Origin of the sequence: Acinetobacter sp. ANC 3832, assembly GCF_002135415.1 — a bacterium.
Classification (GTDB): domain Bacteria; phylum Pseudomonadota; class Gammaproteobacteria; order Pseudomonadales; family Moraxellaceae; genus Acinetobacter.
In genome coordinates this window covers 44,696-60,202 of the sequence record NZ_NEGJ01000006.1, presented here as the reverse complement: position 1 = coordinate 60,202, position 15,507 = coordinate 44,696, and the positions used below count along the sequence as shown (strand labels likewise).

Here is a 15,507-nt window from a genome sequence, read left to right as displayed (position 1 = left end):
CCACATAATATTGGACAATATTGTATATCAGTATTCTTGATAAAAGTAAATTAAAAACAAATGTTTAGATGTACTCTTATTTGACTTTACCATGCTTGATTCTTACATTGCGGGTAAAATCATTTTAATTGAAGTGGATGGACAAATTTAGAGTGTAGGGTGATATACAAGAGTTAAAGGTTGTATTGGTGGCATGGGAAAATATAATGTTGTGATAATGCATAATTATCAGATATTACGGTTTAACACAGAATATGTGAATCAGATTGAGCAATTCAAAAGATAGAGTGGGTGGTGGGATAGAGATGGGCTTCGTCAAAATCTGGGATAAAGAAATCAAAGGTAAGGTTTATGCAGTAGGGGATATTCATGGCTGTTATAACCTGCTGATGTCTAATCTAGAAAAAATTGGCTTTGATTTTAAAAAGGATCTATTGGTTGCAGTAGGTGATTTAGTTGACCGTGGAATTCAGAATGAAGATTGTGTGAGCCTGATGGATCAACCTTGGTTTACTTCGATTATGGGCAACCATGAAGAAATGTGTATTCGCAGTAGAGAAGACAGAGCCATTTTTAGGTGCCATTTTGAACATGGTGGAAAGTGGTTTTATCGCTTAGATTCTGACACCCAACAAACCATCATTGATAAGTTCAAGACATTACCCGTTGTTCTAGAGTTGGATTATAACGGGAAAAAGTTTGGTTTTGTGCATGGGCATATTGAAGAAAATGATTGGGAAGCGTTTAAGCAAAGTTTTAATGATCCCTCTATACGAGGTGCTGATCAATTGGCGATGTGGAATCGAGATCGGATGGAAATGGGTAATGCTCAATACACTCATGTTCAAGGTGTGGATGCCGTAATTCTCGGACATACAGTCACTAGAAAAGTCATCAAACGAGATAACTGTTACTACATTGATACGGGTGCAGTGCATTGGGGAACAATGACTATTTTAGATTTGAGTCAGATCTAAGAAGTAAAAAGAGTGAATGCTGTTTTAGTGGATGAAGTTATGATGATCCACACAGTATTTAAAGTTTTGTAAATCTACTTTCCAAAAGAGTAAGTTTTTATCAAAGTGCTTTGCTTAATTATCAAAAATAAGACATAACTATTAAAGTGAAATATTTAATATCAAGGGGAATAAAAAATGCTTTTAAAATTTGCAACTCGATTCGCTGGTATTCTATTTGGAATTTTGGCTTTAATCGCGATTATTATCCATTTTGTTTTCTCAAATAAACTAGCAATTGATTTATGGATTGTCTTTTTTCCCGTTATTTTAGCTGTTCCAATTTTAATATCGGTACTAATTACGGGTGATGATGAGTTGGATATGCAATCGAGTTAGTGAAACAATAAATTATTTCTAAATGAAAGCTCACCAAAAGGTGGGCTTTTTTATCATCATTTGAAAGCTAGGAATATTTTATTTTAGAGTCATTATTATTTTCAGCACACAAAGTGATCACTTATGAGCTGTTTGCTTATTTTTTGATAAACTTGCAAAGAAATAACAACTTAATTAAAACATCTTCAAACATAACACTTGTATTTTCTATACTTAGTTTTTTTTGATTGATGGTATCTTTTACTTATCCAATAACTCAAGTACTAAAATTATAAATATCAGAACGATAATTGAAAAAGCCTGCTTAATTTCAGAGAGTTAAGTAGGCTTTTTATTGTCTGCTGTATTTATTAACTTGAAAGCCAATTAGGATTCTTAGCTGATCTTTTAAATGTTCAAAATAACTATTCTGTACGGTCATAAACATTTTCCCTATAAAGTGTTTTTTAACGTATATTGACCTGCGTTCAATATATAACAACGACTCTAATAATTATTGAATGCTATTTTTTGCAGTCTCAGACTGTTTATTATTTGACTTTTTAAGGTGCTTTTATGAATAAACTGAATATTAATGTACAAGACCAGTTTGGCGTGCATTACGCCATTGAAGCGACTTTAGATGAAGTGGTATCAAGTGCAGTTAAGACGTATGAACGAATAAAATATATTATTGTAGATAATGAATTGATTCGGCCTAGCTTTGAAATGTTTTTTCAAAGTGCCAAAAGTGGAAAGATTTTTAAAATTATTGAACGTTAAGTAATAAAAAGACTCGCATATTGCGGGTCTTTTATATTTAAATTTATATAAACTATTTTATCAAATACATAGATAAATTTAATAATGTTTGTATTTTTTATCTTTTAGGCGTATAAAGTCAATTCGTTGATGCGGGATGGAGCAGTCTGGTAGCTCGTCGGGCTCATAACCCGAAGGTCGTTGGTTCAAATCCAGCTCCCGCTACCAACGAGAAAGATTTAAAGTTTATAGCCTAATTTGCTTCATGCTTATTAGGCTTTTTTTATTATCAAGTATTTAATAACATTATTATTTAGAGAACAAAAAACCCCACTTAAAATAAGTGAGGCTATATATTCAGTAATCTGCGTCGTTAATCACTGCGTCTATATTTTATTTTATTTTGGATACATCTTTATTAGGTTCAACCGTTTTCTCAGGTTCAGTTGATGGTTTTGGTGTACTTTCAGTATGTTCATTGGCCGCTTGAAGAGGGGGTAGAGCCGTAGAGTTGGCTTTACTTGAGAAAGCTTTGAATCCAGTAATTGGAGTGGTCATATTCTTTCCATTGAATTGTTTGTTGAGTAGCCATCATGGGCTTTAAAACTGTTAACACTACGGTAGTTGTGAGATGCATATGTGGATATATGTACGATTAAAATGTTTATATCTTATTTATATTTCAGGATTTTTTTTAATAACTCTATAGCGGCATGATTCATATCAGTATGTGAGTAGTCAAGGTGTTTCATTTATATTCCCTCGATACTGATCTACCACAATCGTTCTAATTGATGAATTCATCAATGTATTTCAGTTCATATCAAAAAGACATAATGAAGTTAGATGATTATCAGGTCGCAGATTGTAAAACTATATGTTGAAAGAGTTATTCAAAAAAGCCCTCAAGGGAGGGCTTAATTTATTTCTGTTGAGTCTTAATTAAATCACTTAAGTCATAACCTTGGTTTTTAGCGTGATCCAAAAACTCTGTAACGACAGCTGGATCAAGTGTTGGAGATCTGCTTAATAACCATAAGTATTTTTTGTTTGGTGTGCCGACCAAAGCAACTTGATAGTTTTCATCTATTTTTAAAATCCAATAGTCACCTCGTCCAACAGGCAACCAGCGAAGAGCTTTTGGTAAAAAACTAACTTTTAATTTAGAATTTGCAGGGGCATTCTGTACAGATGCTTCACCAATGGATTGCTCAAGCTTCCCATCTTTGTTAAAGCATTGATTATCAATCTTTATTGTTCCATTGTCATTTAATGAGTAATTTGCAGTTACATTGTAATCACATTTCTTTTGAAAATATAATGGTTTACGAGCAATTTCATGCCATGTTCCTAAATATTTATTTAGATCAACTTTTGGTACAGTCTGTACTTTCTCATCACTGGCATATGCTAATGCAGCAACACTAAGAAATGCCATTCCAGAGATAAGGGTAAAAATCTTCAATTTGTTGTTCATAATATAGCTCGTATATTTAAGTACTTCATAAATATACAGAGTTTGAATGCTTATTCGGGATGACGAATTGTAAAATTGTTTACAATTCATGTAATTTTTCATAACAAGATGGAGCTTCTTTTTTTTGTATTTTTAAGTTCGCGTGCTTTTAGCATAAATTTGAAATTAAGATAGTCTTAAATTAAAATGAGTGAAAGTTAATAAAATATTTAGGTTGTTTTTTTAAGGTTGCTATAGTTCTGTTTAATAAGTGTAGCTCGAAAGGTGTATAGAGAGTAGTCAAGTTGATAAATATTTGAAATAATAAAAAATTATTTGAATAATATTCAGTTTTCTATAAGAGGTTCATATGTAATCTTAAGATAGTTTCAGAAGGCTTTGTTGCGCAAAGCTGTTCTTAAAGACTTCTTCAGTAATATAATTTTCGAATGAAGAAGCCTATATTCAAAATCTATCTTACAACCAATTGGTCCTCTTACATGAGCAGTATACTGCACAAGGTTAATCAAGCGAGGCAATATTTCAATTTGGTCAACCCTAAGACTCAATGGTATGCTCGTCCACAAGGCAAGCATGGATGAAATCAAATCTATTCCGATACAGCATTCAATGTTGTTTGATGATCAAATCTCTATTTTGCCTTTCTTTAGGTATGGCCACTGGCTTTATTCAAAGCCTTATTCAACTTTGTGGTTTAGATTGGACAGCTCCGAATATAAGTGATATTCGTATTCAACTCTCTGTCGCAGACAAAAACATATTGATATTGAGATAGGTTATCAGAAAAGTCATGATGGTTTTCCTTGCGCAGTATAGTGCTCATCATAGACTTAACTGGCTTGAAGTTTTTAGGTGAAGGTGAATGAAGCGTAAGAAACATTAGCCTGAATACCGTCGCCAATGGCGTAAACTTCATATCGGCGTTGATCCTAAGACCTTGCAAATAAGAGCTGTGCAGTTAACAACAAATAATGTCAGTGATTCACAAGTACTCGGGGATTTACTCAATCAAATTCCACTTGATGAGCGAGTTAACTCTGTTTATACCGATGGAGCTTATGACACTAAATGCTGCTGACAGCTCATTTCAGATCGTCAAGCATATGCAGTCATTCTACCAATAAAGAATGCAAAGCCCTAGAAAGATAAACAAGCGAGGTTTATCGAGCGGAATGAGTTATTGAGAACAGTCAAATGCCTAGGAAGGGTAATTTGGAAAAAGTGGTCTAGGTATCATCATCGAAATTTGGTGAAAACCAAGTAGCTTTGTCTTTAAAATATTTATGCAACAAAGCTGTTTTGAATACATTTGCACGATTAAAGCAATTTAGAGGAATTGCAACTCGTTATGACAAGCTAAAGCGAAATTATGAAAAAAGAGCTTCAACTGAAGCTCTTTATTTTTTAGAAAGGATTACTTTAAGAAACGTTGATAACCTAAGTTATTGGTAATTTCTACATATGGATAAGTAATGCTTTTTAATGTTTCAATTAAACCGTCTGGATTCTGTTGAGCATCTTCTGCTTCAAGTCCAACCAATACACGACCTTCGGCAGCGCCGTGGTTACGGTAATGGAACAGGGTAATGTTATGCGTAGGCCCAAGACGTTCTAAGAAAGTCAGTAAAGCACCAGGGCGTTCAGGGAATTCCACACGGAATAAACGCTCATTTTCAATATCTGCATGGCCACCGACCAAATAACGAATATGTAGTTTCGCGACTTCATCATCAGATAAATCATCGACATCATAATCAGCGTTTAATAATTCATAGATGTCATGGCGTTCTTTTTCACCACCTTTTAAGCTAATACCAACGAAAACTTGTGCAGCAGATGAATGACTTGCACGATAGTTAAACTCAGTAATATTACGACCTTGTAAAGCTCGGCAGAAGTTTAGGAATGAGCCTTTTTCTTCTGGTATGGTCACGGCAAAAATGGCTTCTTTGCGTTCACCAAGCTCAGTACGTTCTGCAATATAACGTAAACGGTCAAAGTTCATATTTGCACCGCAAACAATCGACACCATATTTTTATTTTCTAAACCATGTTCAGCGACATATTTTTTAATGCCTGCCAAAGCCATCGCACCAGAAGGTTCGACAATGCTACGACATTCATCATAAGTATCTTTAATCGCAGCACAAATTTCATCTGTATTCACAATAATGACATCACGTTCAACAATTGGACCTGATTTATCAGATTTTTGTAGTTGAATCACTTCAAATGGTTTTTCGCCAATTTGTGCAACTGCTGTGCCATCAGCAAATAAGCCCACTTGAGGTAGAATAACACGTTCATTCTGTTCAAAAGCTGCTTTTAAACAAGCAGATTCATCATATTCAACAGGAATAATTTTAACGTGTGGTGCAACATCACCAAAATAAGCAGCGACACCAGCAATTAAACCGCCACCGCCCACGGCAACGAATACATATTCGACATCACGCCATTGACGTAAAATTTCATTGGCGATAGTACCTTGACCTGCCATGACCAATTCATCGTCATAAGGTGGAATGAAGGTCATGCCCTCATCTTTAGAGCGTTGAATGGCATATTTATTGGCAACGTCAAAAGAATCACCATGCAAAACTACTTCGCCACCCAAACGTTTTACCGCTTGAATTTTAATATCAGGTGTGGTTTTTGGCATCACAATAATGGCGCGAATTCCTAACTTTTGACCAGATAAAGCCACGCCTTGCGCATGGTTACCTGCTGAAGCAGTAATAACGCCACGTTCCAACTGAGATTTCGGTAATTGACTAATACGGTTATAGGCACCGCGTAGTTTGAAAGAAAAGACAGGTTGTAAGTCTTCGCGTTTGAAGCGAATATTATTATTTAGTTTTTCACTAATTCGTGGCGCTGCTTCGAGTGGGGTTTCGATGGCAACGTCATAGACAGTTGCTTGTAATATTTGTCGAACCAAACGAGACAGCATGTTAATTTTCCATCTAACAGTTTAAAATGAACATTCATTGTAACAAACCCCTGTACATTTGCGTTTTAAAATTGCGCTAAATATGCAAAGAAATTGAAATTAAGTTGAGTGATGTCATGAGCCTTTATGCAACCCAAGATGAGAAAAAACAAGCAGCAGCACAAGCCGCTTTAAAACACTTACCGAAAGGTGGCATTCTAGGAGTTGGAACAGGAAGTACTGTAAATTTCCTAATTGAATTATTGCCAGAGCTTCAACTTGAAGCCGCAGTTGCAAGTTCAGAAGCGACAGCACAACGCTTGAAAAAATTAGGCATTGAAGTGGTTGATATGAACCACGTGGGTGGTTTAGATGCTTATGTGGATGGCGCAGATGAAATTGACCGTCATATGCACATGATAAAAGGTGGTGGTGCTGCTTTAACACGTGAAAAAATTGTAGCGTCTATTGCAAAGAAATTTGTTTGTATCGTGGATGATTCAAAATGGGTCGAGCAGTTGGGGCGTGAATTTCCACTTCCAGTTGAAGTGATTCCAATGGCGCGTTCTGCTGTGGCACGTAAAATTGTTTCTTTAGGTGGCGATCCTGTTTATCGTGAAGGTGTAGTCACGGATAATGGTAATGTTATTTTAGATGTATTTAATTTGAATATTTTGAATGCATTAGAACTTGAAAAAGCTTTGAATGACCTGCCTGGTGTAGTAACAAACGGTATTTTTGCAATTCAAAAAGCAGATGTTGCGATTGTTGCGACCAACAATGGTATTGAAGAACGTACAGCGGTTTAATAAATTCTCCCTAACTCTCCTTTAAAAAGGAGGGAAAAAAGCCTTTCTTCGAAAAAGAGGGGCTAGGGAGGATTCAAAAGTAAATAAAAATATGACCCTAAACCTTCCTGAAATTAAAATTAGTCATCATGCACGTGCAACACGACTTCGTTTGCGGGTTGATCACACTCAAATTCGTTTAACTGTTCCTCAATTTTGTACAAAAAAGCAGATACAGGATTTTCTCAATCAATCTGAACAGTGGATGATTGAAACGTGGCAAAAACAACAAGAAAAAATTGTACAGATTGATCGAACTTTACCTACAGCGTTAAAGTTATTTAATTTAGAACAACCGTTACAAATTAGCTATCAGACTCAAAAACAATCTTTTATTTTAGATGATAAAAATCATCAAATTTTTATGAGTGATCGACAACCTGAGCAATATTTAAAAGCTTTTGTGATTGCTTATGCTAAACATCATTTACCTTTGTATTTTGAACAGATCAGTACTGAAATAGGTTTAAAGTATGGTCAATGTTCAATTCGTCAACCCAAAACACGTTGGGGAAGTTGTACTTCTAAACATGACATTATGTTGAATAGTGGTTTGATTTTATTTCCAAAGGAAATTGCTCGATATGTATGTGTGCATGAATTGGCACATACTCAACATTTTGATCATAGTGCAAAATTTTGGGTGGAAGTTGAAAAGCATGATTTGAATTATGAAAATCATCGTAAAATTTTAAAAAACAGTCCAGTACCATGGTGGTGGTAAATAAATTATTATTTTTAAAGTAATAATTATGTAGGATGTATTTTACTGTTTATGTAAATTAGAGAATGGTGAAAGAAAAGAGTCAATAAAAGAGTCAATAAAAGAGCTTTTAGATGAAGTTAAAGAGACTTTTGAAATAATAAGTAGTCATAAAAATATTTCAAAACCTAAAGTTAAGTCGGTATTTGAACATCTTAGAAGTAGTTTGGAGTATGCTGCTCATGATATTCATAGGGATGATGAGGTTGTAAAAGCTGCTTCTATTTCAGTAGGTGGAGTTAATTTAGCTTACTTAGGTGGTAATTTTTCCAATATAAGATTTATTAATACTCGAGTAAATGGAGTATTAATAGATGATTTTGTTTATGAAGGGCTAAAACTGTTCAGTAAGTGGAAACTTCCTGTCATACTAGCAAGTTAAGAAATAGATTGTTTTAAAGTGAGGTAAAGCACGTGATTTCAGTTGGTATTGTCGGTGGTACAGGTTATACAGGCGTTGAATTGTTGCGTCTATTACTACGACACCCAAATGTACAGGTGAATGTACTGACTTCACGTACCGAAAATGGTCGCCGTGTAGATGATATGTTTCCAAGTCTACGTGGACATACCGATCTTTACTATTCCGATTTAAACATCGACGAACTTAAAAAATGTGATGTCGTATTCTTTGCAACACCACATGGTGTCGCAATGAAACATGCCGAAGAATTGCTAAAAGCGAACACAAAAATTGTCGATTTAGCAGCAGATTTCCGTTTACAAGATTTAGAACAGTTTGAAAAGTGGTATGGATTAGAACATGCTTGCCCAGATATTTTAAAAGATTCAGTTTATGGTTTGTCAGAACTGAACCGTGACAAAATTAAACAAGCCAATGTCATTGGTAATCCTGGATGTTACCCAACAACCGTACAATTAGGTTTAGCACCCTTATTCAAACACGCTGAAACATTGGTTAAACCTGAAAGTATTATTATTGATGCGAAATCAGGTGTTTCAGGTGCAGGCCGCAAAGCCAGTTTAGGTATGATTTATTCAGAAAATGCAGATAACTTTAAAGCATATGGCGTGGCAGGACATCGTCACCATCCTGAGATTGTAGAAGCACTTGAAAATATTTCAGGTCAAAAAGGTGTGTTTGATCATATTCTTTTTGTACCGCATTTAGTGCCTATGATTCGTGGCATGTTCAGCACGATTTATATTGATTTGACTGATGCAGGCGAAGCAACAGATTTACAAGATTTGTATGAACAATTCTATGCCAATGAAGCATTTGTTGATGTGATGCCTCCGAATAGTTCACCTGAAACTCGTTCTGTACGTGGTGCGAATCAATTAAGAATTGCACTATACAAACCTCAGCCAAAGCGTTTGGTTGTTTTGTCCGTACAAGATAACTTAGTGAAAGGTGCTGCAGGTCAGGCTGTACAAAATATGAACTTAATGTTTGGTTTTGCAGAAGATGCTGGCTTACAAGGTATAGGATTATTACCATAAAACACGCTTTATAACTTCACACACGTCTAACTTTGCGGTTAAATGTGTGTTTTGACTCTATCAACGATCAGAGATGACGATGCCGAACACAGAAACAAATACCGCGTCACAACCCGCTCAGTTGCCAAAGAAGCCTTTTATGAAGGGAAGTATGCCCCTCATGTTGGGTGGAGTCGTATTGTGCGCTGGAAGTATGCTTTTGGGCTATACCGTGGGTCATCGTCAAGGATTAACAGTCGTTGGTTATGATGCAGATGCTGAGCAATTGGTTGATGTGGTGCAGAAACAGAAGACTTCTTTAAATGCATTAAATAAAAGTTTAAATGCTGCTGTGCAAGAAAAAGATGTTGCAGTTGCGAATTCAAACGATTTATTTGAAGCGTTAACGAAAGCAAAAGCAGAGAAAGAACAAGTAGAAGGTATGAGTACCATCTATCGTGAAGTTCTAAGAGAACGTGGCGGTTTAAGTTTAACCATACAAAATTTAGCAGTGAAAGCATTGCCTGAAAATGCGTATGAATATCAGATTGATTTAGTCCAAGTTAGCTCGAATCGTCGCCGTGCGACAGGTAGTGTTGAAATACGCTTAATTAATGGTACAGAAGTGCTCACTATTCCAATGGAAGATAGCAATTTCAACTTTGATGATATTGAGCGTTTAACAGGTCGTTGGACAATGCCTAAAGGCTTTAATCCACAATACATTGAAATACGTGTAAATGGTGCTACACCTGTCATTAAACGCTTTAGTTGGGCACGTGGTAAACCGATTGATAATACAGCTGCTTTTGCTGCGGAAGTACCGCAAGCTGAAGCCAATGCAAAATAGTGATGAACTCTAGAAATATGCGAAGTATCAAACGTCAAATGAGCTTAAATGAAGTTAAATCATCATTTCATCAAACTGGTTATGTCGATTGGCATTTGAGTCCTCGTTTAGGCGATACTCCTCAGGAAGATACAGAAGGTGATGTTTCAGTTCAAACAGCACCACCAGAATTCAAACGTCCACCTTTGTATGCTGTCGTTTTAATGAATGATGACTACACACCAATGGACTTTGTTATTGAAATTTTACAACAATACTTCGCATTGAATCTTGACCAAGCCACTCAAGTAATGTTAACAGTACATTATGAAGGAAAAGGTATTGCTGCTGTCTATCCGCGAGATATCGCAGAGACAAAGGCAAACCAAGTAAACAATTATGCTCGGTCTCAAGGTCATCCATTACTTTGTCAGATTGAGCCACAAGAATAAGGGGTTTTCATGCTCAGTCGTCAATTAGAAGTTTCGTTACGTTTGGCTGTTAGCATGGCTCGTCAAAAGAGACATGAGTTCCTTACAGTTGAACATTTATTATTGGCTTTGCTTGATAATGATTCTGCAGTGAATGCTTTAAAAGCATGTGGTGCGGAAATCGTGAGTTTGCGTAAAGAATTAGAAGAATATGTAGAACAACATACGCCTAAGCTTGGTGAAAGTAGTGATCAAGCACCTCATCCTACAGAAAGTTTTGATCGAATTTTACAACGTGCAATTTTCCATGTTCAATCGAGCGGTGGCGATCGGACAGTTGAAGGTGCAGATGTTCTGGTTGCGATGTATTCTGAACGTGACTCTTTTGCAGTTTATTTATTAAAACGTCATCAAATTAATCGTTTGACTTTGACTCAATATTTATCTCATGGTGGGCATAAAGAAGAGATCCAAGTTGAAGAAGAAGTTGAGGATTTAGATGGTGAATCAAGTGCATCTGCAAATGCGGGTCCATTAGAGCTTTATACGTTAAATTTAAATATAGAAGCACAAAAGGGCAAAACAGATCCGTTAATTGGACGTGAAAAAGAAATTGAACGGACTGCTCAAATTCTTTGTCGTCGTCGGAAAAACAATCCACTTCTAGTCGGTGATCCAGGTGTAGGTAAAACCTCAATTGCGGAAGGTTTAGCTTGGTTAATTGTGAATGGTAAAGCACCAAAACCTTTGGCGAATGCGGAAGTTTATAGTTTAGATATTGGCGCATTGGTTGCAGGGACTAAATATCGTGGTGATTTTGAGAAACGTTTAAAACAACTTTTAAATGCTTTGAAAAAGAAACCTGAAGCAATTTTATTTATTGATGAAATTCATATGATTATCGGTGCTGGTTCAAGTATGGGTAGTACTATGGATGCATCAAATTTAATTAAACCTGCTTTGGCCAATGGCTCTTTACGTTGCATTGGTTCAACAACTTTCCAAGAGTATCGTCAAGTTTTTGAAAAAGATCATGCACTTTCACGCCGTTTCCAAAAAATTGATGTGAATGAGCCATCGATTTCTGAAACCATTGATATTTTACGTGGTTTAAAGTCGAAATTTGAAGAATTTCATCATGTTCAATATGATGATAAAGCTTTGGTTTCCGCTGTAGAGCTTGCTGCAAAATTCATTAATGATCGCTTCTTACCCGATAAAGCGATTGATGTGATTGATGAAGCAGGTGCGCAACGTCGTTTAAAAACTGAAGAAGAAAATACAGTTATTACCGTTGAAAATATTGAAGATATTGTATCTAAAATTGCACGTATCCCACCAAAAACTGTATCGAAAGATGACAAGTCTGTACTTGAAAATCTTGAGCGTGATTTGAAACGTGTGGTCTTTGGGCAGGATGAAGCGATTGCTGCATTGGGTTCAGCAATTAAATTGTCTCGTGCTGGTTTGAAATCTCCAGATAAGCCTGTGGGTAGTTTTGTATTTGCAGGACCTACAGGTGTGGGTAAAACTGAAGTGACGAAGCAATTGGCGAAGTTGCTCGGTGTTGAACTTGTCCGTTTTGATATGTCAGAATATATGGAACGTCATGCCGTTTCACGTTTGATCGGTGCGCCTCCAGGTTATGTCGGTTATGACCAAGGTGGATTACTGACAGATGCAATTCATAAAAATCCGCATTGTGTGTTGTTGTTGGATGAAATTGAAAAAGCACATGTAGATGTTTTTAACTTGCTATTACAAGTAATGGATCATGGTGCTTTGACCGATAATAATGGTCGTAAATCTGATTTCCGCAATGTGATTATTGTTCTAACAACCAATATTGGTGCAGAAAGTATTTCACGGACTAGTATTGGTTTTAATGAGCAAGACAACAGTAATGATAACCAAGAAGCAATGAAACGAGCATTCTCACCTGAATTCCGTAACCGTTTAGATGGTGTAATCCAATTTAAAGCATTGCCAACGACTGTGATCGATTCGGTAGTTGATAAATTCTTAACAGAATTACAAGCACAATTGGATGATAAGAAAGTAGTGCTGGAAGTAGATCAAAGTGCACGTGATTGGTTATGTGATAATGGTTATGATCGTTTAATGGGTGCTCGCCCAATGCAACGTCTAATTCAGGAGCACCTGAAGAAACCGCTGGCTGAAATGATTTTATTCGGCGAACTTGCTGATCATGGCGGTAATGTTGCTGTTTCTGTTCAGAAAGAAAATGGCAAAGCTGTAGGTCTAAAACTTGAAGTTTTTGAAGATCAAACTGCTGAACCTGCATAAGCATAGATTAAGTAAAAATAACCCGTGAAGTCACGGGTTATTTTTTGTTTTTATTTTATCGATAAATTTTTTATGTGAAGTTTTTATTTTTTTCATTTAATAAGAAATGAATGTGCTTTATGTAAGAGGTTTATTATTTGTTGATGAAATATTTCATATTCCAAAGTGAAAGGAGGATGGGCTGTAGATGGATATTCAACTAACTAAAGTTGTAACGACATTTTTGTTGTTTTTAATCACTGCAGTTGCTGAAATTTTAGGATGTTATTTTCCTTATTTGATTTTGACCCAAGCTAAGTCGCAATGGTTATGGATTCCAACTGTCTTAAGTTTGGCAGTCTTTGTTTGGTTGCTGACATTGCATCCTGTTGCATCTGGACGAATTTATGCTGCATATGGTGGTGTGTATATTTTTACTGCTTTGATGTGGTTGAAATTTGTAGATCAGGTTTCATTAAGTCGTTGGGACTTAATGGGGGGAGCTATTGTATTGACTGGTGCCGCGATGATTATTCTGCAACCCCAGGGTTTAGTGCGTTAATTGGTAGTGTCCAATATCAACGTGTTTTAATCTAGAATAAAATCGAAAGCATCTGAGTAATAAATAATAAATATGATTACAAAACGATAAGCTATCTATGTACCCATTGCCAATCAGCGAATATCTTTAAGAATGGGCACAGCAAAAGTGGGAATGCACAGTTCAGATATAAAAATTGTGGTCGATCAAGTGTGCTCAAACCTAAAATCAAATACACAGAAGAGCAAAAATAATTCATCATGAACACTTATCTAGAACGAAGCAGTTTAAGAGGTATGCAACGTCTATTGGGTCTTGCGCCTGAAACACTTATGAGCTGGATAAAAAAAGTAAAAATAAGGAAACTCAGTGATGAATTACTGGATGCAGATCCTAAAGATGTACTCGAATTGGATGAACTTTGGAGCTCTGTAAAAGCTCGTCGTCATAAGCTTTAGACTTGGATTGCACCCTGCCATCGTACACGCTAGGTCGTCGCTTATGTATGCGGTCAGCGTAATGATAAAATATGTATAGATTTACGTTGCCGTATTCCTATAGGCTATTTTAATTCAGCCACATGCAGTGATTATTGGTCAAGTTATGCTGAGGTATTTGATGCTGTGCTGATACCCATCGTTCTGTGGGTAAACATACAGGTTAACTAACCATGTTGAGCGGTTCAATGGCACATTAAGAAATCGTTTGGGACGTTTTACACGGAAAACCTTAAGCTTTTCAAAGAAGAAAGAAAATCATGAAGCTGTCTTGCATATATTTTTATTGAAATATAATCAGGATATGAAAGATAAATGGGGAGCACGTCAGATTTGAGCACTACCATTGAAAAAATACAATCGAGAAATCAATAAAAGAAGAATAGGTGTAGAGCACGTATTTAGTGTATTGAAGACTTTTAAAATACTTTCAGAGCATTATAGAAATAGAGGTAAAAGACTCTGATTAAGATTTAATTTGATTACAAGAATTTACAACATGGAATTCAACAAAAAGTGAGTTATGCAAGAGGTCTAATAAAAAGGGAGAATATTCTCCCTTTACTATAAATCTAAGTTATTTAACCCAACCTTTTTGTAATGGCTTGGAAAATATAAAACAGTAAATCTTAAGTGCTAAATCAATTAAATTTGCACCATGCTTTATCCAAATTTTTTGCATGATGATATTGGTGAATAATGCGACAAAGAATGCCCCAACCATATCTAATGGGAAATGTACGCCTAAATAAACACGAGACCATGCAACTTCAATCGCCAGTAGAAGAAGAAAAACCCCGATATTCTTTTCTTTTGCAAATAAGTACGAGAGAGCAATACTACTGAAAATAAGCATATGATCACTTGGAAAAGATGCATTTGGAGCATGATAAATCAAGGTTCTACCCGCATCGATCATAAACGGTCGAGGATGAGGGAAAATAGATGAAATCATGAATCCAATTATTAAAGCGATCACTGTTGTGAGTACTGCTTTAAATGCAAGTTCTTTACTTTGGCGCGAACCTAAAAACCATGATAATAAAAGGAATATGATTAAAAGGTATAAAGTGTCATTTGCAATAAATATGGCAAAATCCACCATATAGATATTTGCGCCAATAGGGGCATTGAGATGTTCAAATAAATTGAGGTTAAATGCTTCTAAAGACATTTCTTCTCCATGATTGATAAATGTCTAAATTAAAATAATTCAAAGAGTTGAATAAATTGGATTGAGCATTATAGGACGCTAATAAAGAGTGTATGTTTGTATTATGTTTTAAGTGAATATTAGGCTTTTCCCTAAAGTTAATTTTCTTTCTCCTAATATCGAAAAAAAGAGATTATCTATACCTATCTAA

At 35.7% G+C, this 15,507-nt stretch carries 18 protein-coding genes, 1 tRNA gene and 2 pseudogenes; 17 read left to right on the top strand and 4 right to left on the bottom strand.

Going from position 1 to position 15,507, the window contains the following annotated elements:
• The first annotated feature begins 305 nt into the window (after positions 1 to 305).
• From B9T35_RS09780 to B9T35_RS09765, 4 genes are all read left to right on the top strand, one after another.
• Positions 306 to 977, top strand: coding sequence for a metallophosphoesterase (locus tag B9T35_RS09780; RefSeq protein ID WP_086190926.1), 672 nt, complete (start codon positions 306 to 308; stop codon positions 975 to 977).
• A 177-nt stretch (positions 978 to 1,154) separates the two neighbouring features.
• Complete coding sequence (locus tag B9T35_RS09775) at positions 1,155 to 1,355, top strand: hypothetical protein (RefSeq protein ID WP_086190925.1); 201 nt, start codon at positions 1,155 to 1,157, stop codon at positions 1,353 to 1,355.
• Positions 1,356 to 1,910: 555 nt separating this feature from the next.
• Entirely contained in the window at positions 1,911 to 2,117 is a 207-nt protein-coding gene (locus B9T35_RS09770) for a hypothetical protein (protein ID WP_086190924.1), read from the top strand.
• A 130-nt stretch (positions 2,118 to 2,247) separates the two neighbouring features.
• Positions 2,248 to 2,324 (top strand) — tRNA-Met (locus B9T35_RS09765).
• 165 nt (positions 2,325 to 2,489) lie between these two features.
• Here B9T35_RS09765 and B9T35_RS18415 read toward each other — a convergent pair.
• A complete protein-coding gene (locus tag B9T35_RS18415) occupies positions 2,490 to 2,654 on the bottom strand; it encodes a hypothetical protein (RefSeq protein ID WP_171264259.1) in 165 nt (54 codons plus the stop codon).
• A gap of 364 nt (positions 2,655 to 3,018) precedes the next feature.
• Positions 3,019 to 3,573 (bottom strand): lipocalin family protein, encoded by a 555-nt coding sequence (locus B9T35_RS09760; protein ID WP_086190923.1) that lies wholly within the window; start codon positions 3,571 to 3,573, stop codon positions 3,019 to 3,021.
• 428 nt (positions 3,574 to 4,001) lie between these two features.
• Between B9T35_RS09760 and B9T35_RS09755 the strand changes: the two are divergent.
• Positions 4,002 to 4,834: pseudogene (locus B9T35_RS09755) on the top strand (IS5 family transposase); the annotation flags it as partial.
• Between the two features lie 153 nt (positions 4,835 to 4,987).
• On the opposite strand, the gene ilvA reads toward B9T35_RS09755, so the two are convergent.
• Positions 4,988 to 6,526, bottom strand: coding sequence for a threonine ammonia-lyase, biosynthetic (gene ilvA / locus B9T35_RS09750; protein ID WP_086190922.1), 1,539 nt, complete (start codon positions 6,524 to 6,526; stop codon positions 4,988 to 4,990).
• A 116-nt stretch (positions 6,527 to 6,642) separates the two neighbouring features.
• Here ilvA and rpiA point away from each other — a divergent pair, with 116 nt between their 5' ends.
• The 12 genes and pseudogenes from rpiA to B9T35_RS18660 all read left to right on the top strand — a co-directional run.
• Positions 6,643 to 7,314, top strand: a complete 672-nt coding sequence (rpiA, locus tag B9T35_RS09745) for a ribose-5-phosphate isomerase RpiA (protein WP_086190921.1) — start codon at positions 6,643 to 6,645, stop codon at positions 7,312 to 7,314.
• A gap of 91 nt (positions 7,315 to 7,405) precedes the next feature.
• Positions 7,406 to 8,077 carry a SprT family zinc-dependent metalloprotease gene (locus B9T35_RS09740; RefSeq protein ID WP_086190920.1) on the top strand — a complete coding sequence of 224 codons (672 nt, stop codon included), beginning with the start codon at positions 7,406 to 7,408 and terminating at the stop codon, positions 8,075 to 8,077.
• A 205-nt stretch (positions 8,078 to 8,282) separates the two neighbouring features.
• Entirely contained in the window at positions 8,283 to 8,498 is a 216-nt protein-coding gene (locus B9T35_RS09735) for a hypothetical protein (protein WP_086190919.1), read from the top strand.
• A gap of 32 nt (positions 8,499 to 8,530) precedes the next feature.
• Positions 8,531 to 9,580 carry an N-acetyl-gamma-glutamyl-phosphate reductase gene (gene argC / locus B9T35_RS09730; RefSeq protein ID WP_086190918.1) on the top strand — a complete coding sequence of 350 codons (1,050 nt, stop codon included), beginning with the start codon at positions 8,531 to 8,533 and terminating at the stop codon, positions 9,578 to 9,580.
• Positions 9,581 to 9,659: 79 nt separating this feature from the next.
• The gene (locus B9T35_RS09725) at positions 9,660 to 10,409 is read left to right on the top strand and encodes a DUF6776 family protein (RefSeq protein WP_086190917.1); all 750 of its coding nucleotides are present in this window, start codon (positions 9,660 to 9,662) and stop codon (positions 10,407 to 10,409) included.
• Positions 10,410 to 10,426: 17 nt separating this feature from the next.
• A complete protein-coding gene (gene clpS / locus B9T35_RS09720; protein ID WP_086190916.1) occupies positions 10,427 to 10,840 on the top strand; it encodes an ATP-dependent Clp protease adapter ClpS in 414 nt (137 codons plus the stop codon).
• Between the two features lie 9 nt (positions 10,841 to 10,849).
• Entirely contained in the window at positions 10,850 to 13,126 is a 2,277-nt protein-coding gene (gene clpA / locus B9T35_RS09715; RefSeq protein ID WP_086190915.1) for an ATP-dependent Clp protease ATP-binding subunit ClpA, read from the top strand.
• A 187-nt stretch (positions 13,127 to 13,313) separates the two neighbouring features.
• The gene (locus B9T35_RS09710; RefSeq protein ID WP_086190914.1) at positions 13,314 to 13,667 is read left to right on the top strand and encodes a YnfA family protein; all 354 of its coding nucleotides are present in this window, start codon (positions 13,314 to 13,316) and stop codon (positions 13,665 to 13,667) included.
• A gap of 59 nt (positions 13,668 to 13,726) precedes the next feature.
• On the top strand, positions 13,727 to 13,900 hold the full coding sequence (locus B9T35_RS18835; RefSeq protein WP_416202437.1) for a transposase-like zinc-binding domain-containing protein: 174 nt from the start codon (positions 13,727 to 13,729) through the stop codon (positions 13,898 to 13,900).
• A 6-nt stretch (positions 13,901 to 13,906) separates the two neighbouring features.
• Positions 13,907 to 14,104, top strand: coding sequence for a hypothetical protein (locus B9T35_RS18250; RefSeq protein WP_139842017.1), 198 nt, complete (start codon positions 13,907 to 13,909; stop codon positions 14,102 to 14,104).
• 247 nt (positions 14,105 to 14,351) lie between these two features.
• Complete coding sequence (locus B9T35_RS18830) at positions 14,352 to 14,480, top strand: hypothetical protein (RefSeq protein ID WP_086190913.1); 129 nt, start codon at positions 14,352 to 14,354, stop codon at positions 14,478 to 14,480.
• 12 nt (positions 14,481 to 14,492) lie between these two features.
• Positions 14,493 to 14,609 (top strand): annotated as a pseudogene (locus B9T35_RS18660) (transposase); the annotation flags it as partial.
• Between the two features lie 111 nt (positions 14,610 to 14,720).
• Here B9T35_RS18660 and B9T35_RS09700 read toward each other — a convergent pair.
• A complete protein-coding gene (locus tag B9T35_RS09700) occupies positions 14,721 to 15,317 on the bottom strand; it encodes a phosphatase PAP2 family protein (RefSeq protein WP_086190912.1) in 597 nt (198 codons plus the stop codon).
• Between the last annotated feature and the right edge of the window lie 190 nt (positions 15,318 to 15,507).

What these genes read in the sequence shown, in the direction of transcription:
- B9T35_RS09780 (WP_086190926.1), top strand. Translation starts at nt 306, where the DNA reads ATGGGCTTCGTCAAAATCTGGGATAAAGAAATCAAAGGTAAGGTTTAT.
- B9T35_RS09775 (WP_086190925.1), top strand. Translation starts at nt 1,155, where the DNA reads ATGCTTTTAAAATTTGCAACTCGATTCGCTGGTATTCTATTTGGAATT.
- B9T35_RS09770 (WP_086190924.1), top strand. Translation starts at nt 1,911, where the DNA reads ATGAATAAACTGAATATTAATGTACAAGACCAGTTTGGCGTGCATTAC.
- B9T35_RS18415 (WP_171264259.1), bottom strand. Translation starts at nt 2,654, where the DNA reads ATGACCACTCCAATTACTGGATTCAAAGCTTTCTCAAGTAAAGCCAAC.
- B9T35_RS09760 (WP_086190923.1), bottom strand. Translation starts at nt 3,573, where the DNA reads ATGAACAACAAATTGAAGATTTTTACCCTTATCTCTGGAATGGCATTT.
- ilvA (WP_086190922.1), bottom strand. Translation starts at nt 6,526, where the DNA reads ATGCTGTCTCGTTTGGTTCGACAAATATTACAAGCAACTGTCTATGAC.
- rpiA (WP_086190921.1), top strand. Translation starts at nt 6,643, where the DNA reads ATGAGCCTTTATGCAACCCAAGATGAGAAAAAACAAGCAGCAGCACAA.
- B9T35_RS09740 (WP_086190920.1), top strand. Translation starts at nt 7,406, where the DNA reads ATGACCCTAAACCTTCCTGAAATTAAAATTAGTCATCATGCACGTGCA.
- B9T35_RS09725 (WP_086190917.1), top strand. Translation starts at nt 9,660, where the DNA reads ATGCCGAACACAGAAACAAATACCGCGTCACAACCCGCTCAGTTGCCA.
- clpS (WP_086190916.1), top strand. Translation starts at nt 10,427, where the DNA reads ATGCGAAGTATCAAACGTCAAATGAGCTTAAATGAAGTTAAATCATCA.
- clpA (WP_086190915.1), top strand. Translation starts at nt 10,850, where the DNA reads ATGCTCAGTCGTCAATTAGAAGTTTCGTTACGTTTGGCTGTTAGCATG.
- B9T35_RS09710 (WP_086190914.1), top strand. Translation starts at nt 13,314, where the DNA reads ATGGATATTCAACTAACTAAAGTTGTAACGACATTTTTGTTGTTTTTA.
- B9T35_RS18250 (WP_139842017.1), top strand. Translation starts at nt 13,907, where the DNA reads ATGAACACTTATCTAGAACGAAGCAGTTTAAGAGGTATGCAACGTCTA.
- B9T35_RS09700 (WP_086190912.1), bottom strand. Translation starts at nt 15,317, where the DNA reads ATGTCTTTAGAAGCATTTAACCTCAATTTATTTGAACATCTCAATGCC.